Here is a 25,982-nt window from a genome sequence, read left to right as displayed (position 1 = left end):
CAGCGCGGCCTCGCTATCTTGGTGGACATGACCGAATACCAGACCGTCGAACCCGGAAACGAAACCGTCCTGCGCGACGGCACCATCAAGCTGCACGGGCCTGAGGGCTTCGAGGGCATGCGCAAGGCAGGCCGCCTTGCCGCCATGATTCTCGACGAAATCGCGCCGATGGTGCAGCCGGGCGTGTCCACCGCCGAGATCGACGACAAGGTGCGCGAACTGACGCTCGACGGCGGCGCCGTGCCCGCAACTCTTGGCTATCGCGGCTATGCGCATTCGTGCTGCATCTCGATCAACCACGTCGTCTGCCACGGTATTCCGTCGGAAAAGACAATCAAGGACGGCGATATCGTCAATATCGACGTGACCCCGCTGCTCGATGGCTGGCATGGCGACACCAGCCGCATGTACCTGGCCGGCGATGTCGCGCTGAAGGCCCGCCGCCTTGTCGACGTGACGTACGAATGCCTGATGATCGGTATCGAGCAGGCCAAGCCCGGCAACCGCGTGGGCGACATCGGCGCGGCCATTCAGGCCTATGCCGAGTCGCAGCGTTACGGCGTCGTGCGTGAGTTCTGCGGCCACGGCCTCGGCCGCCTGTTCCATGACGCGCCCGAAGTGGTTCACGCCGGTCGCCCGGGCACTGGGCCGCTGCTCAAGCCCGGCATGTTCATGACCATCGAGCCGATGATCAACCTCGGCAAGCCGCCGGTGAAGCTGCTTTCGGACGGCTGGACGGCGGTGACGCGCGACAAGTCGCTCTCGGCGCAGTTCGAGCACTCGATCGGCATTACCGAAACGGGCTGCGAGATCTTCACGACCAGCCCCAAAGGCCTCCACAAGCCGCCTTACGCCTGATCGTTACCGATTGAGGCAGGCAGGATATCGCCCCGGCGCATGTGCCGGGGCGTGACCTCGTTTGCATGTCATGACAGCCTCCCCGGCAAAACCGAGGAGAGATTGCCATGGCCACCGCAGCGATGGACTTGTCAGGCGGAGTTCCCGAAGAGCGTGAATTCGTCGTGGCCGAAAAGCCCGACGATGGCCTCCGCGATGCCGTGAACGTCTGGATCGAGGAGGAAAACGGCCTCTTCGCCATGCGCATCGGTGTCGAAGCGGTGGGCTCGCACTGGGATCGCCACGAGTTCTGGCTGGACGTCGCTTTCGCCGATGGCCGCCTGCTCTCCAAGCGCGGGGATGGCGATACGCACGCGCCCTACGGTGCCGATGGCCGCCCCACCGTGCGCGGCACCGGCCCCGTCCGCTTCGAATGCGTGGAGCCCTTCCGCCGCTGGACTGCGACCTACAAGGGCCAAGTGGCCGAAACCACGGCGCAGGAAATCATCGACAATCCCGGCTTCGAGGAAACGGCTTGGGCCGACCTCGAAATCGCCGTCGACATGGAAATGGCCGCGCCGCCTTGGGTGCCGGGCTCGCTCCTTCCCGAAGCCGCCGAGGCATTGGGGGGCGAGCAGGGCAGTTTCATGAGCCCGCGCTACGAACAGCTTTTCCGCTGCACCGGCACGCTCACCGTCAATGGCGAGAGCCGCCCGTTCAAGGCCAATGGCCTACGCATCCGCCGCACCGGCTTCCGCGCCTTTGCCGGGTTTTGGGGGCATTGCTGGCAGAGCGCCGTCTTCCCCAGCGGGCGGGCCTTCGGGTTCAACATCTATCCTCCGCGTGACGATGGCGGTCTCAATTACGCCGAGGGCTGGATCATCGATGCGGACGGCACTCGCACGCCCGCGCGTCCGGTGCAGGTGCCGTGGTTGCGGCGTTTCCTGACCGGGGGGGAGAACGTGTCCTTCGTGTTGGAAACCATCGACGGGCGCCGCGTGGAGATCGCGGGCGAGACGTTCATCAATACTCGCTCGCGCGGCGGGCATGTGTTGCCGCCGGACTGGCCGAAGGACTTCCCGCTCGTGCAGCAGAGCCACGCTTTCTACACCTGGGATGGCGAGCGGACGACGGGCATGATCGAGCGGTCGAGCAAGCCGAGTGTGATGGAGCTTTAGGCCGCAACTCTCGTTCGGATCCCCACTCAAACCAACCCCCAATACTCCCCGTCGTCCCCGCGCGGGGGGGACCCCGCTTGTTCTTTGAGGCGAGGTAAAAAGGCAGCGGGGCCCCCGCCTTCGCGGGGGCGACGGAGTTTAAGGAACTGGCCGGTCTGATTGTGCTGACGTCAGGGCTTTGCCGCCTCGGCCGGTTCCAGAAACACCAGGCGAAAATCCTCCCGCTCCACATCCGCCAGAGTGTGCTGGGTAAAGCGCAACAACCCGTCCTCCGGATGCAGGAAATCCCGTGCCCCGCCTTCGCGCGCGAGCACCGACTGGCTCTCCCACCCTTCGCGGAATTCCGGACTTTCGTTCTGGAGCCATTCCACCACGGCAGCGACGCGCGGGTCGCTCATCACACGCCCGTAGTCGCGGCGAAACTCGGCGAGCAGGCGCATGGCGCGGGTGTGCCAGTCGGGCAGCAGGCTGCGCGCGGCGGGGTGAGTGAAGACGTATCGCAATAAGTTGGGCGCGCTTTCGCTGTCGAACAGTCCTGCAAACAGGCGGCGCGCGGCGGCATTGGCGGCGCAGACCGACCATGCCGGATCCAGCGCATAGGCCGGGAAGGGCAGGGCGGCCACGGCGGCGGTAATCGCGGGCGGCGCGGCCTCGCGCGGAGCGGCGAAGGGATCGGCGGGATCGCGCCGCTCGGCGAGCGAAAAGAGGTAGTCGCGCTCGGCCGGCGAGAGGCTGAGGGCACCGGCAAGGCGGCCGAGCGTTTCGGCGGAAGGGCGCACTTCGCGGCCCTGTTCGATCCAGGCGACCCATGTGGTGCCGATGGCGGCGCGGGCGGCCAGTTCCTCACGCCTCAGACCGGGCGTGCGGCGGCGGCGGGCATGGCCTTCGGGCGCGAGCCCTTCGCGGCGGGCGCGGACGAAGGCGCCCAGCAGGCGGCGTTGTTCCTCGGTGGACATGGTGGCGGTTATAACAGGATAATTATCTACATTGTAACAGGCTAAATTGCGTTCATTTGAGGCGGCGAAAGGAGATCGACCATGACCGATCAGACTGAATATGCCCCGACGCAGCATGGGCTGGCGAAAAGCCAGTTCGGCGAAATGTCCGCTGCCTATGTGACCAGTGCCGTCCACGCCTCAGGCGCGGATCTCGAAACCATCGCCGCCCGCGCGCTCGTTGCCGCGCCGCGCCACGCGATCGATCTTGGCGCGGGCGGTGGGCACGTGGCTTACGCCATGGCGCCGCATGCTGAGAAGGTGACGGCCTGCGATCTGTCGCCGGAGATGCTGGAACAAGTCGCTGCCGAGGCTGTTCGGCGCGGCCTCGGGAATATCGCGGTGGAAGCGGCGCCTGCTGAAGCGCTGCCGTTCGCGGATGAGAGCTTCGATTTCCTCGGCTGCCGCTTTTCCACGCACCACTGGCGCGATGCTGAAGTGGGCCTGCGTGAGGCGCGGCGGGTGCTGAAGGCGGGTTCGCCGGCGATCTTCGTGGACGTGGTGGCGCCGGGCGATGCTTCGGCGGACACGCATCTGCAGGCCGTGGAACTGCTCCGCGATGTCAGCCATGTGCGCGATTACACGGTGGCACAGTGGATCGCGATGCTGGATCGCGCCGGGTTCACGGTGCGTGAGGTACGAACCGCGCGGCTGCGGATGGACTTCCCGGTCTGGACTGCCCGCATGCGCACTCCGCCCGAGCGGGTGGCGGCGATCCGGGCGCTGCAGGCAGTCGCTCCGGCTGAAGTGGCGGAATGGTTCGGGATCGAGACGGATGGTTCGTTCACCATCGATACGGTGACGATCGAAGCGGTTTAGGTCGGGACGATCAATGAAGTTCCTCCCCCTCAAGGGGAGGAACACGATATCTCAAAACCGCGCCTGCAACCCCGCCGCAAGGTAGTGATCGCCGACATTCCCCTTGAGATTGAGATGCGGGAACACCGGCATCGATACGGTGCCGTAAGGACGCAGGTTATCGCCCGTCAGCCGCGCACCCACGCCGACCGCGAGCGACATCGGCAGGCGATAGGTCGCCTCCAGCTTGGCGAAGATGGTCGTGCCGGAATTGTCGCACTTGCCGCCGGAAACCTGATTGCCGCTCTGCTTGCTGAAGCAATCGCCATTGTCGTGGTAGTAGTTCGGGTGGTCACGCTCATGGAAGAACAGGCCGACGCCGGGCGTGATCTCGAACCCGCCATCCTGGACTACGGGAACCCCCAGTGCCAGTTCGCCGCCCCAGTCGCCTTCGGAGCGGGCCAGATTGGCCTCTGCGTTCACGACGCTGGCCATGGCGGGCGTGGCGGCGAGCGCGCTAGCGCCGGCGAGAACCGCAAGCGCGGCGGATGCGAATTTCATGACATGTCCTTGATCTGAAAATCGGGATCGGGACGCCGAGGGTTAGGATTCCCGTACCGCCCAAGGCAAGACGGGCAGATTCGGTCCACCCCGACCAGGGCTCGCCCCGTCCGGAACTGCCTGTGCAGCGCGCGGGCCGGCACGGAATCCCGCCGGGATATCCGAAAGATATGCGCCCGAAACGGACTCGCGCCCTTGTTGCCCGCGCCGATGAGGGGCAAGAATAGGCCACTCTTGCCGGGGAAGATGCCGATGATCTTCGAGCAGATCGCGACAGGTGGCTGCCAGTCCTACCTCCTCGCCTGCGGGGATACGCGTGCGGCGATCCTGATCGATCCCGAACAGTCCCAGATAGACCGCTACATGGGCCTTGCCGGGCAGATGGGCGTGCACGTGCGCTATGTACTCGACACGCATACCCATGCCGACCACTTCTCGGCCAGCCGGGAGCTTGCCGGATTGCTCCACGCGCCGGTGGTGATGAACCGGCTGAGCCCCGCGCCTTATGCCGACATGCGGCTGGACGATGGGGACATGCTGATCGTCGGCGGCTTGCGGCTGCGGGCCCTGCACACGCCGGGCCATACCCGCGATTCGATGTGCATCGTGGCGGAAGACCGGGTGTTCACCGGCGATACCCTGCTGATCGGCGGCACCGGGCGCACCGACCTGCCGAGCGGCGATCCCGAGGCCCTGTTCGACAGTCTGTTCGGCAAGCTGCTGACCTTGCCGCCAGACACGCTGGTCTTCCCGGCGCACGACTACAAGGGCCGCACCCATTCCACCATCGCTGCCGAGATCGCCGGAAATCCGCGCCTCCAGAAGACCGACCGCGCCGAATTCGTGGCGATGATGCAGCAACTGGACCTCGCCGCGCCGAGACACCTGACCGAGGCGCTGCGCACCAACATGAACGGCGGCCGGACGGTGGCGCAACTGCTGGCCGATGCCGCTGCCCGCGTGCCGTTCATCGCGCTGGAGGAACTGGCCGCGCGCGTCGGCGCCAATCGCGGGGACTTCGTGGTGCTGGACGTGCGCGAAAAGGACGCCTTCGAGGCCGGTCACGTCCCCGGGGCCGTGCACCTGCCGCGCGGGCAACTGGAACTGCGCGTCAACGCCATGCTCTGCGATCCGACCGTGAAGATCGTGACCTGCTGCGAGTTCGGCAAGATCTCCACGCTGGCCGCCGCGACCCTGCGCGACCTTGGCTTCCCCCGCGCCAGCGCGCTCGACGGCGGGATGAAGGCATGGCGCGAGGCAGGCTATTCGCTGGAAAGCTGAAGCGATTTCGACCGGGCGCACCCCCTCCGGACCGGCTGCGCTTGCCGTTGACGCCCCTCTCCGCAGAGCTACCTTCCGCGAATGGAATCGGGAGGGATTCTGCCTGTGCCGCAACGCTTTACCGTTCTGCTCGCTCTCGTCGCGGCGTCGATCGCGACGCCGGGCCTCGCCGCGAGCCGGGAAACGGCGTGGCAGGCTCCGCCCGGCATCAGCCAGATACCGCTCTGGCCGGGCAAAGTACCGGACATGGAAGGCACGCCCCAACCGCCCGAGACGGCCGTGGTGAACCCTCACAGCATCGCCGGACAGCCCGCCACCGCGATCTACGATGTCACCGTGCCGACCATGATGGTCTTTGCGCCGAAGGGCGCGAACACGGGGGCCGCCATGGTGGTATTCCCCGGTGGCGGCTTCCAGAATCTGGCCATCGATCTCGAAGGAACCGAAGTCTGCGACTGGGTCACCTCGCGCGGGATGACCTGCGTTCTCGTGAAATACCGCGTTCCCGGCAGCGACACCGCCTGGTCGGATAGCTGCGACTGCCAATTCACGCCGAAAGTCCTGCGGGCGCTGCAAGACGCGCAAAGGGCCATCAGGCTCACCCGCGCCCGCGCCGGGGAACTCGGCATCGACCCGAACAAGATCGGCGTCATCGGCTTTTCGGCAGGCGGCTATCTGGTCGCGCAGACAAGCAATATCTTCACACCCGCCTACAAGCCCGTCGATGCCATGGACAGGATCAGCAGCCGTCCCGACTTTGCCGTGGCCGCTTATCCCGGCCATCTCTGCCGCGAAGGCACGACGTTCGACCCGACCATCCACGTGACCAGGCAGACACCGCCGACTTTCATCGTGCAAGACTGGGACGATCATAAGGACAACATCTGCAACAGCACGATGTACGCGCGCGCTCTGGATGCGGCGGGCGTGCCGACCGAGGTCCATCTCTTCGCCAAAGGCGACCATGCCTTTGCGCTCCGGAAGATCGGGCATCCGGTCGAGATATGGCCTTCGCTCGTGGAGCGGTGGCTGGCGGAAATTTCGATCCTCTAGCTTCGGCAGCGTCTCAATCGCTCCCCTCAATCCGTCATCCTGAACTTGTTTCAGGATCCATTTGTCGGCCTGCCCGGAACGGCCGCGCGCATGGGGCGGCGATTTCCGCTTGCCGATCGAAGCACAGTGCCGGTGGCGTGATGGATCCTGAAACAAGTTCAGGATGACGTCGGTTGGCGGGAGGGCGTTTGCGCCCCCAACTGGCCGCCCTCAGATCTGAAACACCACCTTCGTCCCCGGCGAGACCATCTGCGCCAACCGCGCCGCATCCCAGTTGGTCAGGCGCACGCAGCCGTGGCTTTCGGTCTTGCCGATATTCTGCGGCTCAGGCGTTCCGTGGATGCCGTAATGCGCCTTGGACAGGTCCAGCCAGACCACGCCCACCGGCCCGTTCGGACCCGGTTGCAACAGCTTGTCCTTGGCGCTCTTCTTCGCGTCCCAGAACAGATCCGGGTTGAAGTGATAGTCCGGATTGCGCGCCTCGCCGACGATTTTCCACGTGCCGATCGGCAAGGGATCGTGCGCGCTGCCGGTGGTGACGGGGAATTGCGCTATGAGCCGATCCTGACTGTCGAAGGCCCGCAGCGCACCGTCCGAACGATCAACCACGATGTGATCGGCGTGGGGCTGATCGCCGCTGACGCCGAGGCGCACCAAAGTATCCGCCCAGCCGGTCTTGTCGTCCCGAATCTGCGCGGGCGCGGCGTCGGGAATGTCAGGCACACGCACCTTGCGGCCTGCGCCCAGCACAGTGCCCGGGCCGTTGAGGGCAAGTAGCATTTCGGGCGTGGTGTGGAAACGCTCGGCCAGCGCCTCGCTCATGCTGCGGTAGCCGAGGTGGTCAAACCGTGCCTGCCCCGCGATGTCGCGCGGCAGGTCGGGATGGAACGGACCGCGCGCGAAGGCCACCGGGATCACCACAAGTCGGGTGCCGGTGCCGTCGATCCCGGCGAACAGCGCCTGCTGCGTCGCCGGGTCGAACTTGCCGGTCGTTGGCAGGCCCTGCGCCTGCTGGAAACCGCGCAGCGCCAGCGCCGTTGCGGCATTGTCCTTGCCGTCGATCACGCCGGGCGAAAAGCCCCGCCGGTCCAGCGCGACTTGCCCACGCAACACGGGATTATCGGGCGCTCCGGCATCCCGCGCATCGCCGAATGCGAGCGGGTTTGCCGGAGCCGTGGAAGCCGGCGCCTCGGGCTTGCGAGGCTGGGAATTACAAGCGGCGAGCAGTGCACAGAGCACAAGCGAAGAGGGAAGAAGCAGTTTCAAGCGCGACCCCATCGGGATTGTTTTCGATGCCGTTGCAACGCGTGAACCGGCCTGCGGCTCCGATTGCATGGCCCCCGAAGGGTCCGATGAGAGAATTTAAAGCGCCGGCGAGGCCCCGTGCGGGGGGATGGGAGAGAGGGACGGGTCTCGCCAGCGCCAGCGCTTCCCAAGGCTGCGGAGGGGAGGAGACCTCGGGAAACTGCATATGGAAAATATGACAGCGTAATCAGGCGGGCAAGGGGCCGGAGGAAGTGCTTTTGCGAACCTGTCTCAGCAGCGGGACAGGTCGGAGCCCTATCGCTCTGCCCGTCGGCCGTTAGTCACTCAGGCAGTCAGGCCCACACGCTCCATACGGCGGTAGAACGTGGCCCGGCCGATTCCCAACAGCCGTGCCGCAGCCGAGACATTGCCCCCCGCACGCGCCAGCGCCCGGCGCAGCACGGCCCGGTCGCCATCATCGAAGCCGCCCGTCGCGGGCTGGCCCAGCACGTCGCCCAGCGGGCGCGGGTCAAGCATGGTGCCGATCTCCAGCCCCAGCCGCCGCCGAGCCGCGCGGGTGGCGCCGATCACCAGATCGTCACGGTCCACGGCCAGCAGCGACGGGCCGCCGCCCGGACGCTCGCCGGGTGCCAGCACGATGCGCGCGTCCGCAAAGCTCTGGCAGAACACGTCGCGCTCGATCGTGCGCGCGGCGTCATGCACCAGCGCGGCGACCAGCAGCGCCATCGCATCGTCCAGATCGCTCCGGGCGCTGGAGACATTGAGCGCCGCCATCACCCGCCCTTCGGGATCGAAGACGGGGGCGGCCATGCAGGAAACGGCGGTGTTGCGGCTGGCGAAGTGCTCGTTGCGGCGGATCGTGACGGGCCGTTGCTCGACAAGGCAAGTGCCGATGCCATTGGTGCCCTCGCGCGCTTCGCCCCAGTCGGCCCCGGGCGCAAGGCCGTGCGACATGAAGTGTGCGTGGTCCGCGGCCCCGGCGCGCATATCCAGCACCACGCCGTCGCCATTGGCCAGCAACAGGCAGGCGCCGCTGCGCGCAACACTGCCGAACAGCGTGTCGATCACCGGACCGGCAATGAGAGGAAGCGCGCCGCTCGCCTCGCGGATCCTGGCCAGCATGGCGGCCTCTATCGGCTGGACGGCGGGCATGCCATCGGGGTCCAACCCATAGCGCAATGCAGAACGGCACCACGATGCCGCGACAGGAGACAGCGCGGCGGCACTTTCGGACCGCACCGTGCGAAGGACCTGCTCGCCGTGATGGGAACCGTCGTCCATCATCACCCCTCCCCCTGTTCGCGGCGAATCTATCTGCAATTGGGCCGTTCGTCGATCATCCAATTGATTGCGCTCCTTGACGCATGCGGCTGGGCGCGTTCGCGCACTCTATTCGCCGATATCGATTGTCTCCGCCGTCCGCTTGCCATACCGGCGGCGGCGATGAAGAGGCTCGATTCCTTCCTTGAAGCTGCGCTCGCGCGGATCGACAGCGCCGGTCAACGCCGCATCTTGCGGCCCGCAGCCCTCGCCCCGGCGGGGCGCATCCGGCGCGATGGCCGCGAACTCGTGGACTTTTCGAGCAACGATTATCTGGGCCTCAGCCGCCATCCGCTGCTGGTGGAGCGTGCGGGCGAGTGGGCGCGCGCGCATGGCGCCGGCTCGGGCGCCTCGCGGCTGGTAACGGGGACGAGCGCCGAACATCTCGCCCTCGAAGCCCGGATCGCCCGGTTCAAGCATGCCGAAGCGGCGCTGGTGTTCGCCAGCGGCTGGCAGGCCAATGCGGCAGTGATCCCCGCGCTGATCGCGGCCATGCCCGGTGTCGCGGTGTTCGCGGACCGGCTGATCCATGCTTCCATGCATGCCGGTGTAGCCATGTCCGGCGCGCGCCAGCACCGGTTCCGGCACAACGATCTCGATCATCTCGAACAGCTTCTTGCCAGCAAAGGCGCAGAGGCTCCCGCGCGGCTGATCCTGACCGAGAGCGTGTTCTCGATGGACGGTGACCGCGCCGATGTGGTGCGTCTGGCCGAAATCGCCGAGCGGTATGACGCCGTGCTCTATATCGACGAGGCCCATGCCACCGGCGTGCTCGGCCCGGACGGCGCCGGTCTTTCGGCGCTCGCTCCCGGGCGCGTGGACGTGATCATGGGCACGTTCAGCAAGGCGCTGGGCGGGTTCGGCGCCTATATCGCCGGGTCGCAAGTGCTGATCGACTATCTCGTCAACGCCGCCAGCGGGATGATCTTCACCACCGCGCCGCCGCCCGCCGTGCTGGGCGCGGTCGATGCCGCGCTGGATCTGGTGCCGACTATGCACGCCGAGCGCGCGCATCTTGCTGCGCTGGGCGACAGGCTGCGTACAGGGCTGGCAAGACTGGGGCTGGACCATGGCGAGTCCTCCACCCAGATCGTGCCCGCCGTGATCGGGGCCGAGGCCGATGCCATGGCGCTCTCCCGCAAATTGGAGGAGGCGGGCTTCCTCGCCTCCGCGATCCGGCCGCCGACGGTACCGCCCGGCACCAGCCGGTTGCGCCTTGCCCTGCGCGCCACGCATTCCGAAGCCGATATCGACGCGCTGCTTGCCGCCATCGAGGGCCATCTGTGAAGCTGCTCTTCGCCCACGGCTGGGGGTTCGACCGCAGCTTCTGGCAGCCGCTTGCCGCCCTGCTGTCCGATTTTGACAGCGTGATCGACGATCGCGGCTATTTCGGCGCGCCTTTCGCGCCTGAAGTGGACGGCCCCTGCATCGCGGTGACGCACAGCTTCGGCACGATCCGCGTACTCACCGATCCGCCGCCGGGGCTTGCCGGTGTGGTGGCGATCAACGGCTTCGCGCGCTTCACCGCCCCGCTTGGCCAACCGGGCGTGCCGGTGCGCGTGGTGGAGCACATGATCCGCCGTTTCGGACAGAGCCCGGCAGGCGTGCTCGCCAGCTTCCACCAGCAGATCGGCGGCACCGTTCCCGAAGGCAAGATCGACGCCGAGCTGCTCCGCCGCGACCTGCTGCGCCTGCGCGACGCCCGCGCGCCGCTGCCCAAGGTGCCGGTGATCTCGCTGCAAGGCGGGCAGGATCCGCTGCTGCCCGGCCCCATGCGCGCCACCACCTTCGAGGGCGGCGACGTGCGCCGGATCGAAAGCGAAGCGGGCGGCCATCTCCTGCCGATACAGGACCCCGACCTCTGCGCCGAAGCGGTGCGCGGTTTGGCGGGGCTGCTGACATGAACGTCCCGCGCGAGAAAGTGCGCCGCGCCTTCGCCGCCGCCCCCGACTACGACGGCCATGCCCGCGTGCAACGCGAAGTGGCCGAGGCGCTGGCGGTGCGGATCGCCACTCTGGACCTGCCTGAAGCGCCCCGCGTGCTGGAGATCGGCTGCGGCACCGGCTTTCTCACCGAGGCGCTGACTAACGTCGGCATCGGCGGCGACTGGCTGATCACCGATCTCGCGCCCGAAATGCTGGAGCGCTGCCGCGCCCGCCTTGGCGAAAGCGCGCACCGCCGCTTTGCCGTGCTCGACGGCGAATATGGCGCGCCCGAATGCGGGCCGTTCGACCTGATCTGCTCCAGCCTTGCCGTGCAGTGGTTCGACGATGCTCCCGCCGCGCTCGCCCGCATGGCGGGATGGCTGGCTCCCGGCGGGCACCTGATGGTCACCACGCTCGGCCCCGGCAGCTTCGCCGAGTGGCGCGCCGCTCATGCTGCCGAAGGCTTGAGCGCCGGAACACCCGCTTTCGCGCCGGTCGAAGCTTTCAGAGACTGCGCCGTCACGGTCGAAAATCACGTGGAGCGCCACGAAGACCCGATGGCCTTCCTGCGCGGCCTCAAAGCCATCGGCGCGCAGGCGGCCGACGCCAATCACCGCCCCCTGACGCCCGGACAATTGCGCCGCACGCTGGGTCGATTTGCCCAAAGCGGATGCGAAGTGACTTACGAGGTCGTGACCTGTCACTTATGCCGCGCTAGTTGAGCGGCTTATGAGCACCCTGATCGTCACCGGCACCGATACCGAAATCGGCAAGACCGTCTTCGCCGCCGCCCTCGCGGGCGCCCTCGGCGCGCATTACTGGAAGCCGGTGCAGGCCGGGCTGGAAGAAGACGGCGGCGATGCCGACCGCGTCGCCCGCCTCTCTGGCCTGCCGCGCGAAAAGGTGCTGGCGGAAGCCTATCGCCTCACCACCCCCTGCTCGCCCCACCGCGCGGCCGAGATCGACGGGGTGGAGATCGATCCTGCCCGCCTCGCCCTGCCGCAGGTTGATGGCCCGCTGGTGGTCGAAGGCGCAGGCGGCGCGCTGGTGCCGCTTTCGCGCAGCATGACGTATGCCGACCAGTTCGCACGCTGGAACGCACCGGTGATCGTGGTCGCCCGCACGGTGCTGGGCACGATCAACCACTCGCTTCTGACCATCGAAGCCCTGCGCGCGCGCGGGGTCGAGGTGCTGGGCGTGGCCTTCGTCGGCGAGCCTCAGGAAGACAGCGAGGCAACAATCTGCGCGATGGGCAAAGTCCGCCGCCTCGGCCGCCTGCCGCACGTCTCGCCGCTGACGCCGGATACGCTGCGCGAGGCGTTCGAGGCGAATTTCGATCTCAACGATTTCGTAGTGGAAACGGGGGCAGCATGACCTCTTCGATCTGGCATCCCTTCACCCAGCACGGCCTTCAGGAGCCGGTGCCGCTGGTCACCCGCTCCGAAGGCGCGCTGCTGCACACGGCGGACGGGCGCGCGGTGGTGGACGCGATCTCCTCGTGGTGGGTGACGACGCACGGTCACTGCCACCCGCGCATCATGGGCGCGATTGCCGAGCAGGCGGGCAAGCTGGACCAGTTGATCTTCGCAGGCTGGACGCACGAACCGGCCGAGGAAGTCGCCGCCGGCCTGCGCGCGCTGATGCCCGAGAGCCTGACGCGTGTGTTCTTCTCGGATTCGGGCTCCACCAGTGTCGAGGTGGCGCTGAAGATGGCGCTCGGCTTCTGGCACTGGCGCGGCGAAAACCGCCACCGCATCGTGGTGATGGACAATTCCTACCACGGCGACACCATCGGCGCGATGTCGGTAGGGGCGCGCGGTGTGTTCAACCGGCCCTATGACCCGCTGCTGTTCGACGTGGGCCGCATCCCCTTCCCCGCCGCCGGTGCCGAGCAGGAAACGCTGGACGCATTGGAGGCCCTCTGCCGCCAGCCGGATACAGCCGCGCTGATCGTCGAGCCGCTGGTGCTCGGCTCCGGCGGGATGCTGTTCTACGGGCCGGACACGCTGAAGGCGATGCGCGAGATCTGCGCCAGGTACGGCGTGCTGTTCATCGCCGACGAAGTGATGACCGCATGGGGCCGCACCGGCACGCTGCTCGCCTGTGAACAGGCCGGCGTGGTGCCCGATATCCTCTGCCTGTCGAAAGGCCTGACCGGCGGCGCGATCCCGCTGGCAGTGACGATGGCCAGCGAGCCGATCTTCGAGGCGCATTACTCGACCGATCGGGCCCGGATGTTCTTCCATTCCTCCAGCTACACCGCCAACCCCATCGCCTGCGCGGCGGCGGCGGCAAACCTTGCCATCTGGCGTGAGGAGCCGGTGCTGGAACGCGTGCAGGCACTGGCCGAAAAGCAGGCGGCGTGGATCGAAAAGCTGGGTCAGTTCTGCCATTTCGACAACCCGCGCACGCTTGGCACGATTGCCGCGCTGGACCTCAAGACCAGTGGCGAAACCGGCTACATGAGTGACCTTGCTCCCCGCCTGATGGCCTTCTTCCGCGAGCGCGACGTGCTGCTGCGCCCGCTGGGCAACACCGTTTACGTCATGCCGCCCTACTGCATCACCGACGACGAACTGGCGCGGATCTGGGACGCCATCGGCGCGGCGGTGATCTCCTTTTAGGCTCGCCTCGTCGCCTGTGGCTGCGGCGGGGATGAAGATGTGTTCACCACTACACGAAAGGTTCTGTCCAGCTTCCGACGAATCGGATACTCAATCGCGCGAATAACGCTTCTCGAATTCGACGTTTCACATGTTCGGGAAGCCCCAAGGTCTTCCCGACGCCGAGAGGAAGACCGCGATGACGCTCCGCATCAATTCCGAAGCCCCCAATTTCAGGGCAGAGACCACCGAAGGTCCGATCAATTTTCACGAATGGATCGGGGACAGTTGGGCGATCCTGTTCTCGCACCCCAAGGACTTCACGCCGGTCTGCACCACCGAGCTGGGCTATATGGCCAGCCTCAAGCCCGAATTCGACAAGCGCAACACCAAGGTGATCGGCCTCAGCATCGATCCCGTCGGCAATCACGAGCGCTGGGCCGAGGACATTGCCGAAACGCAAGGCACCAAGCCCAACTTCCCGATGATCGGCGACACTGAACTGACCGTCGCCAAGCTCTACAACATGCTGCCCGAAGCGATCGAGGGCGGTTCAGACGGTCGGACGGCAGCGGATAACGCCACCGTGCGCACCGTCTTCGTGATCGGTCCGGACAAGCGGATCAAGCTGATGATCAGCTATCCCATGACCACCGGCCGCAACTTCGACGAAATCCTGCGCGTGCTCGATTCGATGCAGCTTACCGCCCGCCATCGCGTGGCGACGCCGGTGAACTGGCAGGATGGTGAGAAGGTGATCATCGTTCCCGCCGTGTCGGACGACGAAGCGGCGAAGATTTATCCGGAGGGTTGGGAGACGTTGAAGCCCTACCTTCGGCTGGTGCCGCAGCCGGAGTAGGCAAGCGCCAATTCCTCCCCTTGCAGGGGAGGAGCTTCAGGGATTTACCCCTCCAGCAGGTCGATATAGGCGATCACATCGTTGTCGGTGGCGATGAACAGGCCATCCTGCACGTCCTCGGTCTGCTGCGCGGCGATCTCCATGGCTTCCCACAGCGAGCCGTAGAAAATCGTGGTCACGCCGCCGCCCTCAGGGCCGCCGTCGAGGTGATAGAGGCGCACACTGGCCTCGCCGCTGGTGGTGCGCATCAGTCGTCCCCGCCTTCATGGTCCGCGCGTTCGCGCTTCGCGCCGTCGACGGTGCGGTCGATCCGGGCGATCTCCGCCTCGGTTGCCCGGCGTTCGCTCTTGCTGCGGCCGTGTTGCGCGCGGTTGGTCTCTGCCTGCGCTTTGGTCTCGGCTCTGGCTTTCGCCTTGCGGGCCACGCGCAGGTTGATGATCTCGGCCATGAGATCCTTCTACGCCTCAACGGGCGCGGTGGTAACCCCGAGATCGGGCAGCCCGACCGAGCGCTTGCCCGAAAAGTCGGTGCGCACCACGATCAGGCCGTCCTTTTCCAGATAGTCCAGCAGGCGCTGCACGCGGCGCGGGCTGCTGGTGCCGTAGATGCGCGCCAGCACCATGTCGTCCGGGCAGGGCTGGTCTTCCATGGCGGCGCGCGCGATCAGGTAGAACGGCGCCAGCGCGTCGTCCGGCACGTGCTTGGCCAGGTTGAACAGGTCGAACCAGCGCTCGTCCTCCGGATCCTCGATCCCCGCGAGCGCGGCGGCGAAGCCCCGGCGGAACATCGTTGCGTCCAGCCCGCGTACCGAGATGCCCTTCATCCGGCAGCGGATCGTGAAGTCCTGGAACAGCGTGGTGGAAGGCTGGAACGCGCAATCGTCGTCGTTCGCCATCGCGTTGAGAATTTCGAGCATCGCCGCGCGGTTTTCCTCCGGCTCCGGCTCCGGCCGCTCCGGGCGGGCAGGCGGCGCGGCGGCGATCGTGGGCGAGGCGGCGATCGATTCGGACAAGTCCTCGACATCCATGGCCGGGCGCGGGGGCGGGCGGTGGAAGTCGGGGCGCTCGGGCTCGACGTGGAGATTGTCGTGCAGCAGCTCGCGCAGTTCGTCGGTCGTCGCGGTGGGCAGCGGGGTGAGCCCCGGCGTCACCGACTTGGCGCCCGTGCGCACGGAGCCGATGTTGACCGCCAGCGGGCGGCGGCTGATCGCCGGGCCAAGGCCGAGGAACTGACCGCGCGCAAGATCGCGGATCGCTTCCGCCTGCCGCCGCTCCATGCCGAGCAGGTCGGCAGCGCGAATCATGTCGATGTCCAGGAAGGTGCGGCCCATCAGGAAGTTCGAGGCTTCGGCCGCCACGTTCTTGGCCAGCTTGGCCAGACGCTGGGTGGCGATCACGCCCGCCAGGCCGCGCTTGCGGCCACGGCACATCAGGTTGGTCATCGCCGCAAGGCTGACGCGGCGGGCCTCTTCGGTCACTTCACCGGCAGCGGCAGGCGCGAACATCTGCGCTTCGTCCACCACCACCAGCACCGGGTACCACTGCTCGCGCGGGGCATCGAACATGGCGTTGAGGAACTGCGCGGCGCACTTCATCTGCTGGTCGATCTCCAGCTCGTCGAGCGCGAGGACCACCGAGGCGCGGTGCTGGCGGATGCGCGCGCCAAGCCGGGCGATCTCGCTTTCGGCATAGGCCGCGCCGTCGATCACCACATGACCGAATTCCTCGGCAAGGCTGACGAAGTCGCCCTCGGGATCGATCACCACCTGTTGCACGATCGGGGCCGATTCTTCGAGCAGGCGGCGCAGCAGGTGCGACTTGCCGGACCCGGAATTGCCCTGCACCAGCAGGCGGGTCGCGAGAAGTTCCTTGATGTCGATCTCGATCGGCTGGCCGTCCGGCGTCTGTCCGATCACGATGTTGGCGCTCACGAGGGCCTATTGGCAAAGGCGGGCGGCGCGGCGCAAGGGGCACCACCCCTTTATCCATAGGTAGCCACCCGAATGGCACCCGCCGCCCCGACCGGCCTATGATCGCGGCAGCAGCGGGAGCGCGTCGGCGTGGCGGATCCGGTGAAGCGCAGGGTATTGAAGTCCGGAGCGGAATGCGCCGATACGGCCGATCTGTCGCAGGCGCTGGACCGACTGGCCGAGGCCCATCGCGATCTGGCCGAAGCGCATGCCACTGCCGATGCCGCGCGGACGCTGCTGCGCGATGCCATCGATTCGCTGGCCGACGGATTCGCCCTGTTCGATGCCGAGGACCGGCTGGTGCTCTGCAACGAGGCCTTTTTCGGGATGTTCCCGTGGTTCGAGTCGCTGCGCCATGCGAATGCCGCGCCGGGGCCCTCGTTCCTCGATCTCGCCCGGCAGATGGCGGACGCGGGGGCCACTATCGGCGCACGCATCGCGCCCGAGCGCTGGCTGCAAGACCGCGTGGCCCTGCACCGCGAGGCGCGCGGCGCGCATGTGCAGGCGCTGGCCGATGGACGCTGGATCCAGATCAACGAGCTGCGCACGCGCGAAGGCGGCATCTATACCGACGTCACCACGGTCAAGGCGGAGGACGCCCGCCAGCGTGCCCGCGAACTGGGTGAGCGCAACCTTGCCTTGCAGGCCACGCTCGACACGCTGTCCGAAGGGGTTTGCCTGTTCGACGCGCACCGGCGGCTTCAGGCGTGGAACCAGGGCGTCGACATGTTGCTGGGGTTCGATGGGCCCGGCCGCGGCGAGGGCGAACGCCCGCCGATCGCCACGCATGACGTGCTGGTGCGCTGGTGCGTCGAGCGGGGCGGGCTGGACCGGCCCGAGGCGCTGGAATGGCGCGTGGGCGGCGGCGCGCGCGTGGTGGCCGATTGCCGCATGTTCGCGGATGCCGAGGGGCAGCGGCATATCACCGTGCGTTCGGTGCCGCTGGGCAGCGGGGGCATGGTCTTCACGTTCGACGACGTGACCGATCAGGTGCGCTTCCGCCGCTCGCTGACCGAGACGGCCGAGACGCTCGAACGCCGCGTGGCCGAGCGCACCGCCGAACTGGTGGAGGTCAACCACCGGCTGGTCGCCGCCACCGAGGCGGCGGAAAGCGCCAACCGTTCGAAGACCAGTTTCCTTGCCGGGGCCAGCCACGATCTGCTCCAGCCGCTCAATGCCGCGCGATTGTTCGTCTCGGCGCTCGACGGCGAGGACATGCCCGAGCGGCCCCGCGTGCTCGTGCGGCAGGCGGCCTCGGCGCTCGATTCGGTGGAGGACTTGCTGGAGGCGCTGTTCGAGATCTCGCGGCTCGATGCCGGGGCAATCCATCCGGAGGTCGGGGCCATGCCGCTGGCGCCGTTGCTGGGCGCGCTGGAGCGGGAATTCGCGCCCTTGGCGGAAAGCGGGGGGCTGGCTCTCGTCGTGCCGGCGAGCGCGGTCTGGGTCCGCTCGGACACGCGCCTGTTGCGCCGGGTGCTGCAAAACTTGTCGAAGGATGGAGGCCTCGCGCCCCGCCTTGGGGGCTTCGACAGGCTCAGCCTGAGCGGGGCTGGGAGGGGGCAGGAAATGATCTCGCATTACGGAGCGCGAACATCTCCACCCCCACTCCGCTCATCCTGAGCTTGTCGAAGGATGGAGGCCTCGCGCCCCACCTCGGCGGCTTCGACAGGCTCAACCTGAGCGGAAACGAGAGAAGCGCACCGCACAATTCGAAGCGGGCCCTCATCGGCCAAACCCTAATCCCCCAGCGCCGCGCGCACTCGCGCTCGCAAATCGGGCAGAACTTCCGCCTCGAACCACGGATTCTTCCCCATCCACAACCGGCTCCGCCATGCCGGATGAGGCAGCGGAAACAGCCCCTCCGGCGCCTCGCGCCAATGGCGCACGGCCTCGGTCAGGTTGGGCGCAAAGCCGCGCGGGAGGTAAAGTTTCTGCGCATATTGGCCCACCAGCAGCGTAAGCCGCACCTCGGGCAACTCAGCGTGCAAAGGACCGTGCCACAGCGGAGCGCATTCCGGGCGCGGAGGCAGGTCGCCGCCGGAGCCCTTGCCGGGATAGCAAAAGCCGCTGGGCATATGGGCCACCCGCGCGGGATCGTAGAACGTCTCCGGCAATAGACCGGTCCAGTCGCGCAAGCGGTTGCCGCTGTCGTCGTCCCAGGCAATGCCGCTGGCGTGGACCTTGCTGCCCGGTGCCTGCCCGATCACCAGAATGCGCGCGCTCACGCCCGCCTGCACCACCGGGCGCGGTTCGTGCGGGAGGCTTGCGGCGCAGACACGGCAGGCCCGGATCGCGCGCAGCAGGGCATCGATATCGGCAGGCGTATCGGTCACGGCAAGCAAATGGCGTTCCCCGATCTCCGCCGCAAGCCTTGGGCGATCGCGCGGCTCGCCGGGAACGACAACGCTTTCCGGCACTTGTTCAGATACGGAGGTTCCGCATGAACGAGCTTGTGCCGATTTCCCATTGGTCCGCGCTGCTTCTCGGACTGTTCACGCTCTTCACCAGCCTTGGCGAATTGCAGCGGCCTGGCCACTGGCAGAAACTGCTGGACGAGATCACCCGCTCGCCCGCGTTGCAACTCCTGACGGCGATGATCGAGTTCCCTGTCGGCGTGGCGATCTGGTTCCTCAACCCGTGGTCCTCACCCGACTGGCTGTCGCGTGTGATGAACGTGATCGGCGTGCTGATGGGGGCGGAGGCGCTGCTGATCCTTGCCATTCCCGACCGCTACCTCGGGGTCTGGATCAGGCGGTTCAGCCCCCTGTCGAGAGTATGGGCGTGGATTTCGGCCGCCTTCGGGCTTGCGCTGATCGCGGCGGCTCTCATCAATCGCTGAATATCATCCCGCCACGCGCATGGTCATCAGCGAGGAGGAGTAAGGCGCGATCAGTTCCGCCGCGCGCTTCCATTCGCCGCGCAGCCAGAGGTTGTGCGCGGCCGGATCGGCGGGCAGGATCACCGGCATGGTGTCGCGCCCTTCGCTGCGCAGCGCCGCATTGGCAGGGCAGGTAAGCAGCGCGAAGCTGGGCACTTCGCTGTCCTTCCACACCGCCGCCATCGCGAAGATCGGCTGGTCGGACGTGCCGAACCAGCATTGCCGCCGCTTGCCGTCGCGCGGGTCCGCCTTGCCCCATTCCATGAAGGCGGTGGCGGGGACGAGGCAGCGGAACTCGCTATTGCGCAAGTTGCCGGTCCAGAACGGACTACCCGGATTGCGGACCGTGAGAATGCCGTGGCGGCGCTCGTCGAACGCGGCGGGCGGCGGCGGCACGCCCCAGAGGCGCGGGATCATGCGGCGGGGGAGGCGGTGCTGCGGACGCGGCCCCGCCACGAACTCGCGCCCCATGGTGATGATCGGCGCGAAGCCACCGGCGGAAATAGGGCCGCCGCTCCACGGATCATTGCCTGCTTCCGCGCCCATGGCACGGGCGACTTCGGAGGCGGGCGCGTCGAGGCGATAGATTACCGGCATGTCTCGTTGGCGGTCTAGACGCCTGTAAACGCCGCGTCTATTGTCCCCGCCATCCCCGGGGAGCTTGTGCCCAAGGCTTTCGAATCCCGAAAGCCGAACGGAAACAAATGGCTGAGAGGGGCAGGTCACGCTGCCCGACCCGTTGAACCTGAACCCGTTAACACGGGCGGAGGGAAGGGCGGGCCACAGGACTATTCTGTCGCGACCTTTCTTTCGTCCATAAGTCGAAGGAAATCGCTTATGGCCGACATCAATTCCAAACTGGAAATCGGCGTTACTACCGGACCCATTCGCGGGTCGAAGAAGATTCACGTCGGGCCGCTCGGCGTTGCCATGCGGGAAATCCACCTTGAGCCCGGATCGGGCGAGGCGCCGGTTCGTGTCTACGACACCTCCGGCCCCTACACTGATCCAAACGTCACTATCGACATCGCGGCGGGCCTCGCCGCCAAGCGCCGCGAATGGATCATGGCGCGCGGCGATGTCGAGGAATACGACGCCCGCGCCGTGAAGCCCGAGGACAACGGCCAGCTCGGCCCTGACCGCTCGGGCGGCGTCCCGGCCTTCCCCAACGTGGTGAAACGCCCGCTGCGCGCCAAGCCGGGCATGAACGTCAGCCAGATGCATTACGCGAGGGCCGGCATCATCACGCCGGAGATGGAATACGTCGCCGAGCGCGAGAACCTCGGCCGTGCAATGCTGAAGGAATACGTCCGCGACGGGCAGGACTGGGGCGCGGCGATCCCGGACTACGTGACGCCCGAATTCGTGCGCAAGGAAGTGGCGCGCGGCCGGGCGATCATCCCCTCCAACATCAACCACCCCGAAAGCGAGCCGATGGCGATCGGGCGTAACTTCCTGGTCAAGATCAACGCCAATATCGGCAACTCCGCCGTTGCCTCGGACGTGGCGAGCGAGGTGGACAAGATGGTCTGGTCGATCCGCTGGGGCGCGGACACGGTGATGGACCTGTCGACCGGCCGCAACATTCACGACACCCGCGAATGGATCATCCGCAACTCGCCCGTGCCGATCGGCACCGTGCCGATCTATCAGGCGCTGGAAAAGGTCGGCGGCATCGCCGAGGACCTGACCTGGGAAGTGTTCCGCGACACCCTGATCGAACAGGCCGAGCAGGGCGTGGACTACTTCACGATCCACGCCGGCGTGCGCCTGCCGTTCGTGCCGCTTGCGGCCAAGCGCGTGACCGGCATCGTCAGCCGCGGCGGCTCGATCATGGCCAAGTGGTGCCTTGCCCATCACAAGGAATCGTTCCTCTACGAACGCTTCGATGAAATCACCGAGATCATGAAGGCCTACGACGTCGCCTACTCGCTGGGCGACGGCCTGCGCCCCGGCTCGATCGCGGACGCCAATGACGAGGCGCAGTTCGCCGAACTCTACACCCTTGGCGAACTGACCAAGCGCGCCTGGGCGCAGGACGTGCAGGTGATGATCGAGGGGCCGGGCCATGTGCCGATGCACAAGGTGAAGGAGAACATGGAAAAGCAGCTTGAGGCTTGCGGCGAGGCGCCGTTCTACACCCTCGGGCCGCTCGTGACCGACATTGCGCCGGGCTACGACCATATCACCAGCGGCATCGGCGCGGCCATGATCGGCTGGTACGGCACGGCGATGCTCTGCTACGTCACGCCCAAGGAGCACCTTGGCCTGCCGGACCGCGACGACGTGAAGGTCGGCGTCGTCACTTACAAGCTGGCCGCCCATGCCGCCGATCTGGCCAAGGGGCACCCGGCCGCCAAAGTTCGCGACGATGCGCTGTCTCGCGCCCGTTTCGAGTTCCGCTGGCGCGACCAGTTCAACCTCAGCCTCGATCCCGACACGGCCGAGCAGTACCACGACCAGACGCTTCCGGCGGAGGGCGCCAAATCCGCGCATTTCTGCTCGATGTGCGGGCCGAAGTTCTGTTCGATGAAGATCAGCCAGGAAGTGCGCGACTTTGCGGCGAAGCAGAACCAGCCGAGCGACGCCTTCCTCGCCGCGCATCCCGAGCCGGTCGAAGAACGCGCTGCGGATGCCGGGATGCAGGAAATGAGCAAGGTGTTCAGGGAAACCGGCAGCGAACTCTACATGGGCGCGGGCGGCCGCGAGCACGACTGAACCCGCGCAAATTCGCCCGTCAGGCGGGGCCTCGTTTCTTTTTGCGCTGCACTGCAAGAAAAACGGGGTCTCTCGCCTTCGCGGTTGCGAAAGGGGGTGCTAGAATGGGGACCACTCAGGAGTTCCGATTCCATGCACAACCCCACCGCCGACTGGATGAAGTTGGCCCAAGAAAGCTACTGGCTCTGGGCCGATTCCATGATGGTTATCGGGATGCGGACCTCGGACATGATGACCGGCCAGGGCAGCAGCCACGAAAACATGCGCATGGTCACCGAAAAGGTGGAGGCCAATGCCGAACTCGCTGCCAAGCTGTTCTGGGGCGGCCCGATCGCGCCCGAAAAGGCGGCGCGCAAGGCCGTGCGGCACTATCGCAAACGCGTCAGGGCCAATCGCAAGCGGCTTTCCAAGGGATAGCCGAACCCGGGATGCTCCGCCGCCGCGTCTGAAATCCGCCTAGCGTCCCGGCGAACCTTCTTGCCCCGTTCCCCGTCATTGCGAGCGCAGCGAAGCAATCCAGAGCGGCTCCACGCGCCCCTGGATTGCTTCGCTGCGCTCGCAATGACGAAGGGAAGGATGGCTTCGGCGCGCGACTACCGCTTGCGCACGAACTCCGCGCGCAGGACGAGGCCCTTGATGCCGGGATACTTGCAGTCGATCTCCTGCGCATCGCCGGTCAGCCGGATCGAGGGGATCAGCGTGCCGCGCTTGAGCGTTTGCCCCGCACCCTTCACGTCCAGATCTTTGATTAGCGTCACCGCATCGCCGTCCGCCAGCAGGTTGCCGACCGCATCGCGCACTTCGACGGTGTCCGCCGCCGCCCGCTTGGCCGCAAGCTCGGAAGCGGGCAGCCATTCGCCGCTCTCTTCGTCGTAGATATAGTCTTCGTCGTCGCCCGACATGTCGTATTCTCCTGTTATCGCTGCCCATGACAGGGCAAGCTGGCTTTGGCGAGCACCAAGGAGAGATCGGGCATGAGCGCGGGCAAGCAGGGCAGCATCCATATCGGTATCGGCGGCTGGAGCTACGACCCCTGGCGCGAGACGTTCTACCCCAAGACGGTCTCCAAGGCGCGCGAGCTGGAATATGTCGGCCAGCACCTTACGGGAACCGAGATCAACGCCACGTTCTACGGCCGCCAGAAACCGGCCAGCTTCGCCAAGTGGCGCGATACGGTGCCGGACGGCTTCCGCTTCGCGCTGAAAGGCTCGCGCTATTGCACGAACCGCAAGAACCTCGGCGAGGCGGGAGAGAGTGTCAGGAACTTCGTCGAGCAGGGCCTGGTCGAACTGGGCGACAAGCTGGGCCCGATCAACTGGCAACTCGCCGCCACCAAGAAGTTCGACGCCGAAGAAATCGCCGCCTTCCTGGCCCTGCTGCCCGCAAGGCACGAGGGCCTGACCCTGCGTCACGCCATCGAGGCGCGTCACGAGAGCTTCGACGATCCGGCATTCTTCGACCTCGTACACAAAGCCGGGGTTGCCGTGATCCTTGCCGATTCCGCGAAGTATCCGGTGATCGACGCCACTGAGAATGCGCCGTTCCTCTACGCCCGCCTTCAGAATGCCCGCGCCGAAATCGAGCAGGGCTATCCCGACGCCGAACTCGACGCTTGGGCAAAGCGCGCCCGCGACTGGTCGAAGGACGGCAAGGAAGTCTTCATGTTCTTCATCAACGGCGCCAAGGAAAGAGCCCCCGCCGCCGCAATGGCGTTGATCGAAAAGCTGCGCTGACCCCCTCGCATCCATGCCCTGAATTCGTTATAACTCGCGTATGAACACCACGCTCAAGATCACCCGGATCGGCAATTCGGCAGGTGTTATCCTGCCCAAGGAGTTGCTCACGCATCTGCATGCCGAGGTGGGGGAGGCCCTGTCGGTGGTCGTCACACCGCGCGGGATCGAGCTTTCGGCGGCGGAGCCGGATTTCGAGGCGCAGATGGCGGCTGCGCGCGAGGTGATGGCGCGGCGCAAGCGGGCATTGCGCGAACTCGCTAAGTAGCCATCGTGGCAAGAGGCTGGGTCTGGATCGCCGATGAGGTGGCTCTGGCGGCGCACGCCGAGCAGATAGTCGAACACGGCGGCGGAGATGGCGTGCGTGATCGGGGCGGGCTTGAAAGCGCCATGGCGCGTCCGCGCAATCTCGCGGAATATGGCGAACCGGATGCTTGCGCGTTGGCGGCGGCCTATGCCTTTGGGATTGCGCGCAATCATCCTTTCTTGGACGGCAACAAGCGCACGGCGGCGGTGATCGCGGAAACCTTCCTGATGCTGCACGGCCATGTCCTCACGGCAAGCGATGCCGAAATGGTCGTCGCTTTCGTGGCACTTGCCGGGGGCGAACTGTCGGAAGAGGAACTGGCCGACTGGTTCCGGGAACACATCGCCCGGCCCTGAATCGGCCCCAAAGCACGGAAACCGCGGCAAGGGGCTGGCGCTCGCTTCGCGCATGCGGCATGGGCTTGGGCATGCAGTCCGCCGATGCCAGGTCCGACCGCTTCCCGATGGGGGAAGTCGAATTCGTCGCCTTGATGGCCTCGCTCCAGGCGCTGATGGCGCTCTCGATCGATGTCATGCTACCCGCGCTTGGCGCGATTTCGCACGATTTGCGGCTGACCGATCCGAATAGCCGCCAGCTTATCGTCGGCGTCTTCCTTATCTGCTCGGGGCTCGGCTCGCTGTTTCCCGGCGCGCTGGCGGACCGGTTCGGGCGACGGCCGGTGGTGATTACCGCGATCGCGGCTTACGTGCTCACCGCCTTCCTCTGTGCGATTTCGGGCAGTTTCATGCTGCTGCTGATCGCGCGCGGGTTCATGGGCGCGTTCTGTTCGGCGATGATGGTCATGCCGATGACCATCCTGCGCGATCGCTTCGATGGCGACCGCATGGCCCGCACGCAGTCGCTGGTGGCGATGACGTTCATGGTAGTGCCGATGGTGGCGCCGATGATCGGGCAGACCGTGCTGCTCTTTGCCGGGTGGCGCTGGATCTTCGGGATCATGTGCACGATGGGCGTGCTGGTCCTCGCGTGGAGCGCGCTGCGCCTGCCCGAGACGCTGCATGCCGATTATCGCCAGCCGATCCGGCCGCGCGTGATCGCGGGCAACATGGCGATGGCGCTGAAGGAGCGGGCCTCGCTCGGTTACTTCCTTGGCGCGGCTTTCGTGCAGGGGGCGCTGTTCGGCTACATCAACTCGGCGCAGCAGCTGGTGGGTGAGCACTTCGGCGCCGGCACGCTTTTCCCCTTGGTGTTCGGCAGCATGGCGCTGGTCATGGCCTGCTCCAACTTCGCCAATTCGCGCATCGTCGAGAAGTTCGGCGCGCGGCGTGTCTCGCACACCGCGCTGCTCTGTTACATCCTGTTCGCCGCGATCCATCTGGCGCTGGCGATGCGCGGCGAGACGCTGTGGACCTTCATCCCGTTGATGACCGCCACCATGTGCATGATGAGCTTCATCGGCGCGAACTTCCAGGCGATCTCGCTCCAGCCGTTCGCGCGGATCGCGGGCGCGGCGGCTTCGGTCATGTCGTTCGTGCGCACGGTGCTGGGCGCCGGGCTCGGCTCGCTGATCGGGCAGGCCTATGACGGGACGGCGCGACCGATCCTGGGCGCCATGGTGGTTTGCGGGCTGATTTCACTGGTTCTGGTATTGTATTCGGAGAAGGGGCGGCTCTTCCGCAGGGTCAACCCGCCCGGCTTCTACAAGGCGCACCCGCCAACGGCGGGGCACGAGTTCTAGCA

At 66.5% G+C, this 25,982-nt stretch carries 29 protein-coding genes; 19 read left to right on the top strand and 10 right to left on the bottom strand.

Features of this window, described 5'->3' with window-relative positions:
• Nucleotides 1-27 precede the first annotated feature (27 nt).
• Together map and AC1VVM_RS00855 are read left to right on the top strand one after the other, a co-directional pair.
• Nucleotides 28-858: a type I methionyl aminopeptidase gene (map, locus tag AC1VVM_RS00860; protein WP_132387497.1), complete on the top strand. Its 831-nt coding sequence runs from the start codon at nt 28-30 to the stop codon at nt 856-858.
• A gap of 107 nt (nt 859-965) precedes the next feature.
• Complete coding sequence (locus tag AC1VVM_RS00855) at nt 966-2,015, top strand: hypothetical protein (RefSeq protein WP_482904876.1); 1,050 nt, start codon at nt 966-968, stop codon at nt 2,013-2,015.
• Nucleotides 2,016-2,185: 170 nt separating this feature from the next.
• On the opposite strand, the gene AC1VVM_RS00850 is transcribed toward AC1VVM_RS00855, so the two are convergent.
• On the bottom strand, nt 2,186-2,971 hold the full coding sequence (locus tag AC1VVM_RS00850) for a helix-turn-helix domain-containing protein (protein ID WP_482904875.1): 786 nt from the start codon (nt 2,969-2,971) through the stop codon (nt 2,186-2,188).
• 81 nt (nt 2,972-3,052) lie between these two features.
• Here AC1VVM_RS00850 and AC1VVM_RS00845 point away from each other — a divergent pair, with 81 nt between their 5' ends.
• A complete protein-coding gene (locus tag AC1VVM_RS00845) occupies nt 3,053-3,829 on the top strand; it encodes a class I SAM-dependent methyltransferase (RefSeq protein ID WP_482904874.1) in 777 nt (258 codons plus the stop codon).
• 51 nt (nt 3,830-3,880) lie between these two features.
• On the opposite strand, the gene AC1VVM_RS00840 is transcribed toward AC1VVM_RS00845, so the two are convergent.
• On the bottom strand, nt 3,881-4,369 hold the full coding sequence (locus AC1VVM_RS00840; RefSeq protein ID WP_482904873.1) for a hypothetical protein: 489 nt from the start codon (nt 4,367-4,369) through the stop codon (nt 3,881-3,883).
• A gap of 252 nt (nt 4,370-4,621) precedes the next feature.
• Here AC1VVM_RS00840 and AC1VVM_RS00835 point away from each other — a divergent pair, with 252 nt between their 5' ends.
• Together AC1VVM_RS00835 and AC1VVM_RS00830 are read left to right on the top strand one after the other, a co-directional pair.
• A complete protein-coding gene (locus AC1VVM_RS00835) occupies nt 4,622-5,650 on the top strand; it encodes an MBL fold metallo-hydrolase (RefSeq protein WP_482904872.1) in 1,029 nt (342 codons plus the stop codon).
• 105 nt (nt 5,651-5,755) lie between these two features.
• Nucleotides 5,756-6,703, top strand: coding sequence for an alpha/beta hydrolase (locus tag AC1VVM_RS00830; protein ID WP_482904871.1), 948 nt, complete (start codon nt 5,756-5,758; stop codon nt 6,701-6,703).
• A 210-nt stretch (nt 6,704-6,913) separates the two neighbouring features.
• Here AC1VVM_RS00830 and AC1VVM_RS00825 read toward each other — a convergent pair whose 3' ends face one another.
• On the bottom strand, nt 6,914-7,981 hold the full coding sequence (locus AC1VVM_RS00825) for a L,D-transpeptidase family protein (protein WP_482955614.1): 1,068 nt from the start codon (nt 7,979-7,981) through the stop codon (nt 6,914-6,916).
• Nucleotides 7,982-8,293: 312 nt separating this feature from the next.
• On the bottom strand, nt 8,294-9,250 hold the full coding sequence (locus tag AC1VVM_RS00820; protein WP_482955613.1) for a GAF domain-containing protein: 957 nt from the start codon (nt 9,248-9,250) through the stop codon (nt 8,294-8,296).
• Between the two features lie 162 nt (nt 9,251-9,412).
• Between AC1VVM_RS00820 and bioF the strand changes: the two genes are divergently transcribed.
• From bioF to AC1VVM_RS00790, 6 genes are all read left to right on the top strand, one after another.
• Nucleotides 9,413-10,576, top strand: a complete 1,164-nt coding sequence (bioF, locus tag AC1VVM_RS00815) for an 8-amino-7-oxononanoate synthase (protein WP_482904868.1) — start codon at nt 9,413-9,415, stop codon at nt 10,574-10,576.
• Entirely contained in the window at nt 10,573-11,193 is a 621-nt protein-coding gene (locus AC1VVM_RS00810) for an alpha/beta fold hydrolase (protein WP_482904867.1), read from the top strand. The genes bioF and AC1VVM_RS00810 overlap by 4 nt, the downstream gene beginning before the upstream one ends.
• Nucleotides 11,190-11,936, top strand: a complete 747-nt coding sequence (locus AC1VVM_RS00805; RefSeq protein WP_482955612.1) for a methyltransferase domain-containing protein — start codon at nt 11,190-11,192, stop codon at nt 11,934-11,936. The genes AC1VVM_RS00810 and AC1VVM_RS00805 overlap by 4 nt, the downstream gene beginning before the upstream one ends.
• A 7-nt stretch (nt 11,937-11,943) precedes the next feature.
• Entirely contained in the window at nt 11,944-12,588 is a 645-nt protein-coding gene (gene bioD, locus AC1VVM_RS00800) for a dethiobiotin synthase (RefSeq protein WP_482904865.1), read from the top strand.
• On the top strand, nt 12,585-13,838 hold the full coding sequence (locus AC1VVM_RS00795) for an adenosylmethionine--8-amino-7-oxononanoate transaminase (protein WP_482904864.1): 1,254 nt from the start codon (nt 12,585-12,587) through the stop codon (nt 13,836-13,838). The genes bioD and AC1VVM_RS00795 overlap by 4 nt, the downstream gene beginning before the upstream one ends.
• 178 nt (nt 13,839-14,016) lie before the next feature.
• A complete protein-coding gene (locus AC1VVM_RS00790; protein ID WP_482904863.1) occupies nt 14,017-14,676 on the top strand; it encodes a peroxiredoxin in 660 nt (219 codons plus the stop codon).
• Between the two features lie 44 nt (nt 14,677-14,720).
• On the opposite strand, the gene AC1VVM_RS00785 is transcribed toward AC1VVM_RS00790, so the two are convergent.
• The 3 genes from AC1VVM_RS00785 to AC1VVM_RS00775 are packed head-to-tail and all read right to left on the bottom strand — an operon-like array spanning nt 14,721 to nt 16,606.
• Entirely contained in the window at nt 14,721-14,924 is a 204-nt protein-coding gene (locus AC1VVM_RS00785; RefSeq protein ID WP_482904862.1) for a hypothetical protein, read from the bottom strand.
• Nucleotides 14,924-15,124, bottom strand: coding sequence for a DUF4169 family protein (locus tag AC1VVM_RS00780; protein WP_482955611.1), 201 nt, complete (start codon nt 15,122-15,124; stop codon nt 14,924-14,926). Before AC1VVM_RS00780 ends, AC1VVM_RS00785 begins: the two co-directional genes overlap by 1 nt.
• Before the next feature lie 9 nt (nt 15,125-15,133).
• The gene (locus AC1VVM_RS00775; protein WP_482904861.1) at nt 15,134-16,606 is read right to left on the bottom strand and encodes a helicase HerA domain-containing protein; all 1,473 of its coding nucleotides are present in this window, start codon (nt 16,604-16,606) and stop codon (nt 15,134-15,136) included.
• Between the two features lie 129 nt (nt 16,607-16,735).
• Between AC1VVM_RS00775 and AC1VVM_RS00770 the strand changes: the two genes are divergently transcribed.
• Nucleotides 16,736-18,265, top strand: coding sequence for a sensor histidine kinase (locus AC1VVM_RS00770; protein WP_482955610.1), 1,530 nt, complete (start codon nt 16,736-16,738; stop codon nt 18,263-18,265).
• Between the two features lie 116 nt (nt 18,266-18,381).
• Here the strand turns inward: AC1VVM_RS00770 and AC1VVM_RS00765 are convergent, their stop codons facing one another.
• Complete coding sequence (locus AC1VVM_RS00765; protein WP_482955609.1) at nt 18,382-18,978, bottom strand: uracil-DNA glycosylase family protein; 597 nt, start codon at nt 18,976-18,978, stop codon at nt 18,382-18,384.
• A 107-nt stretch (nt 18,979-19,085) separates the two neighbouring features.
• Between AC1VVM_RS00765 and AC1VVM_RS00760 the strand changes: the two genes are divergently transcribed.
• Complete coding sequence (locus tag AC1VVM_RS00760; protein WP_482904859.1) at nt 19,086-19,484, top strand: hypothetical protein; 399 nt, start codon at nt 19,086-19,088, stop codon at nt 19,482-19,484.
• Between the two features lie 3 nt (nt 19,485-19,487).
• On the opposite strand, the gene AC1VVM_RS00755 is transcribed toward AC1VVM_RS00760, so the two are convergent.
• Complete coding sequence (locus AC1VVM_RS00755; protein WP_482904858.1) at nt 19,488-20,120, bottom strand: SOS response-associated peptidase family protein; 633 nt, start codon at nt 20,118-20,120, stop codon at nt 19,488-19,490.
• Between the two features lie 240 nt (nt 20,121-20,360).
• Here AC1VVM_RS00755 and thiC point away from each other — a divergent pair, with 240 nt between their 5' ends.
• Together thiC and AC1VVM_RS00745 are read left to right on the top strand one after the other, a co-directional pair.
• Nucleotides 20,361-22,241 carry a phosphomethylpyrimidine synthase ThiC gene (gene thiC / locus AC1VVM_RS00750; protein ID WP_482904857.1) on the top strand — a complete coding sequence of 627 codons (1,881 nt, stop codon included), beginning with the start codon at nt 20,361-20,363 and terminating at the stop codon, nt 22,239-22,241.
• A gap of 132 nt (nt 22,242-22,373) precedes the next feature.
• On the top strand, nt 22,374-22,658 hold the full coding sequence (locus tag AC1VVM_RS00745; protein WP_132387186.1) for a hypothetical protein: 285 nt from the start codon (nt 22,374-22,376) through the stop codon (nt 22,656-22,658).
• Between the two features lie 176 nt (nt 22,659-22,834).
• Here the strand turns inward: AC1VVM_RS00745 and AC1VVM_RS00740 are convergent, their stop codons facing one another.
• On the bottom strand, nt 22,835-23,143 hold the full coding sequence (locus tag AC1VVM_RS00740; protein WP_482904856.1) for an alkylphosphonate utilization protein: 309 nt from the start codon (nt 23,141-23,143) through the stop codon (nt 22,835-22,837).
• Between the two features lie 72 nt (nt 23,144-23,215).
• On the opposite strand from AC1VVM_RS00740, the gene AC1VVM_RS00735 reads away from it, so the two are divergent.
• From AC1VVM_RS00735 to AC1VVM_RS00720, 4 genes are all read left to right on the top strand, one after another.
• The gene (locus tag AC1VVM_RS00735) at nt 23,216-23,974 is read left to right on the top strand and encodes a DUF72 domain-containing protein (RefSeq protein WP_482904855.1); all 759 of its coding nucleotides are present in this window, start codon (nt 23,216-23,218) and stop codon (nt 23,972-23,974) included.
• Nucleotides 23,975-24,014: 40 nt separating this feature from the next.
• Nucleotides 24,015-24,242 carry an AbrB/MazE/SpoVT family DNA-binding domain-containing protein gene (locus AC1VVM_RS00730; protein WP_132387493.1) on the top strand — a complete coding sequence of 76 codons (228 nt, stop codon included), beginning with the start codon at nt 24,015-24,017 and terminating at the stop codon, nt 24,240-24,242.
• Nucleotides 24,243-24,247: 5 nt separating this feature from the next.
• Nucleotides 24,248-24,637 (top strand): type II toxin-antitoxin system death-on-curing family toxin, encoded by a 390-nt coding sequence (locus tag AC1VVM_RS00725; RefSeq protein WP_482904854.1) that lies wholly within the window; start codon nt 24,248-24,250, stop codon nt 24,635-24,637.
• A gap of 71 nt (nt 24,638-24,708) precedes the next feature.
• Complete coding sequence (locus AC1VVM_RS00720; protein WP_482904853.1) at nt 24,709-25,980, top strand: multidrug effflux MFS transporter; 1,272 nt, start codon at nt 24,709-24,711, stop codon at nt 25,978-25,980.
• Nucleotides 25,981-25,982 lie beyond the last annotated feature (2 nt).

It is taken from the genome of Novosphingobium sp. BL-S-33 (assembly GCF_056857025.1).
Note: the sequence above shows the minus strand (reverse complement) of the source record. Positions and strands in the feature narration are given on the sequence as shown.

Coding starts and splice junctions, on each gene's coding strand:
- AC1VVM_RS00825 (WP_482955614.1), bottom strand. CDS start 7,981: ATGGGGTCGCGCTTGAAACTGCTTCTTCCCTCTTCGCTTGTGCTCTGT.
- AC1VVM_RS00840 (WP_482904873.1), bottom strand. CDS start 4,369: ATGAAATTCGCATCCGCCGCGCTTGCGGTTCTCGCCGGCGCTAGCGCG.
- AC1VVM_RS00730 (WP_132387493.1), top strand. CDS start 24,015: ATGAACACCACGCTCAAGATCACCCGGATCGGCAATTCGGCAGGTGTT.
- AC1VVM_RS00760 (WP_482904859.1), top strand. CDS start 19,086: ATGAACGAGCTTGTGCCGATTTCCCATTGGTCCGCGCTGCTTCTCGGA.
- bioF (WP_482904868.1), top strand. CDS start 9,413: ATGAAGAGGCTCGATTCCTTCCTTGAAGCTGCGCTCGCGCGGATCGAC.
- AC1VVM_RS00745 (WP_132387186.1), top strand. CDS start 22,374: ATGCACAACCCCACCGCCGACTGGATGAAGTTGGCCCAAGAAAGCTAC.
- AC1VVM_RS00780 (WP_482955611.1), bottom strand. CDS start 15,124: ATGGCCGAGATCATCAACCTGCGCGTGGCCCGCAAGGCGAAAGCCAGA.
- AC1VVM_RS00805 (WP_482955612.1), top strand. CDS start 11,190: ATGAACGTCCCGCGCGAGAAAGTGCGCCGCGCCTTCGCCGCCGCCCCC.
- map (WP_132387497.1), top strand. CDS start 28: ATGACCGAATACCAGACCGTCGAACCCGGAAACGAAACCGTCCTGCGC.
- thiC (WP_482904857.1), top strand. CDS start 20,361: ATGGCCGACATCAATTCCAAACTGGAAATCGGCGTTACTACCGGACCC.
- AC1VVM_RS00835 (WP_482904872.1), top strand. CDS start 4,622: ATGATCTTCGAGCAGATCGCGACAGGTGGCTGCCAGTCCTACCTCCTC.
- AC1VVM_RS00845 (WP_482904874.1), top strand. CDS start 3,053: ATGACCGATCAGACTGAATATGCCCCGACGCAGCATGGGCTGGCGAAA.
- AC1VVM_RS00790 (WP_482904863.1), top strand. CDS start 14,017: ATGACGCTCCGCATCAATTCCGAAGCCCCCAATTTCAGGGCAGAGACC.
- AC1VVM_RS00720 (WP_482904853.1), top strand. CDS start 24,709: ATGCAGTCCGCCGATGCCAGGTCCGACCGCTTCCCGATGGGGGAAGTC.
- AC1VVM_RS00850 (WP_482904875.1), bottom strand. CDS start 2,971: ATGTCCACCGAGGAACAACGCCGCCTGCTGGGCGCCTTCGTCCGCGCC.
- bioD (WP_482904865.1), top strand. CDS start 11,944: ATGAGCACCCTGATCGTCACCGGCACCGATACCGAAATCGGCAAGACC.
- AC1VVM_RS00740 (WP_482904856.1), bottom strand. CDS start 23,143: ATGTCGGGCGACGACGAAGACTATATCTACGACGAAGAGAGCGGCGAA.
- AC1VVM_RS00795 (WP_482904864.1), top strand. CDS start 12,585: ATGACCTCTTCGATCTGGCATCCCTTCACCCAGCACGGCCTTCAGGAG.
- AC1VVM_RS00785 (WP_482904862.1), bottom strand. CDS start 14,924: ATGCGCACCACCAGCGGCGAGGCCAGTGTGCGCCTCTATCACCTCGAC.
- AC1VVM_RS00820 (WP_482955613.1), bottom strand. CDS start 9,250: ATGGACGACGGTTCCCATCACGGCGAGCAGGTCCTTCGCACGGTGCGG.
- AC1VVM_RS00855 (WP_482904876.1), top strand. CDS start 966: ATGGCCACCGCAGCGATGGACTTGTCAGGCGGAGTTCCCGAAGAGCGT.
- AC1VVM_RS00735 (WP_482904855.1), top strand. CDS start 23,216: ATGAGCGCGGGCAAGCAGGGCAGCATCCATATCGGTATCGGCGGCTGG.
- AC1VVM_RS00755 (WP_482904858.1), bottom strand. CDS start 20,120: ATGCCGGTAATCTATCGCCTCGACGCGCCCGCCTCCGAAGTCGCCCGT.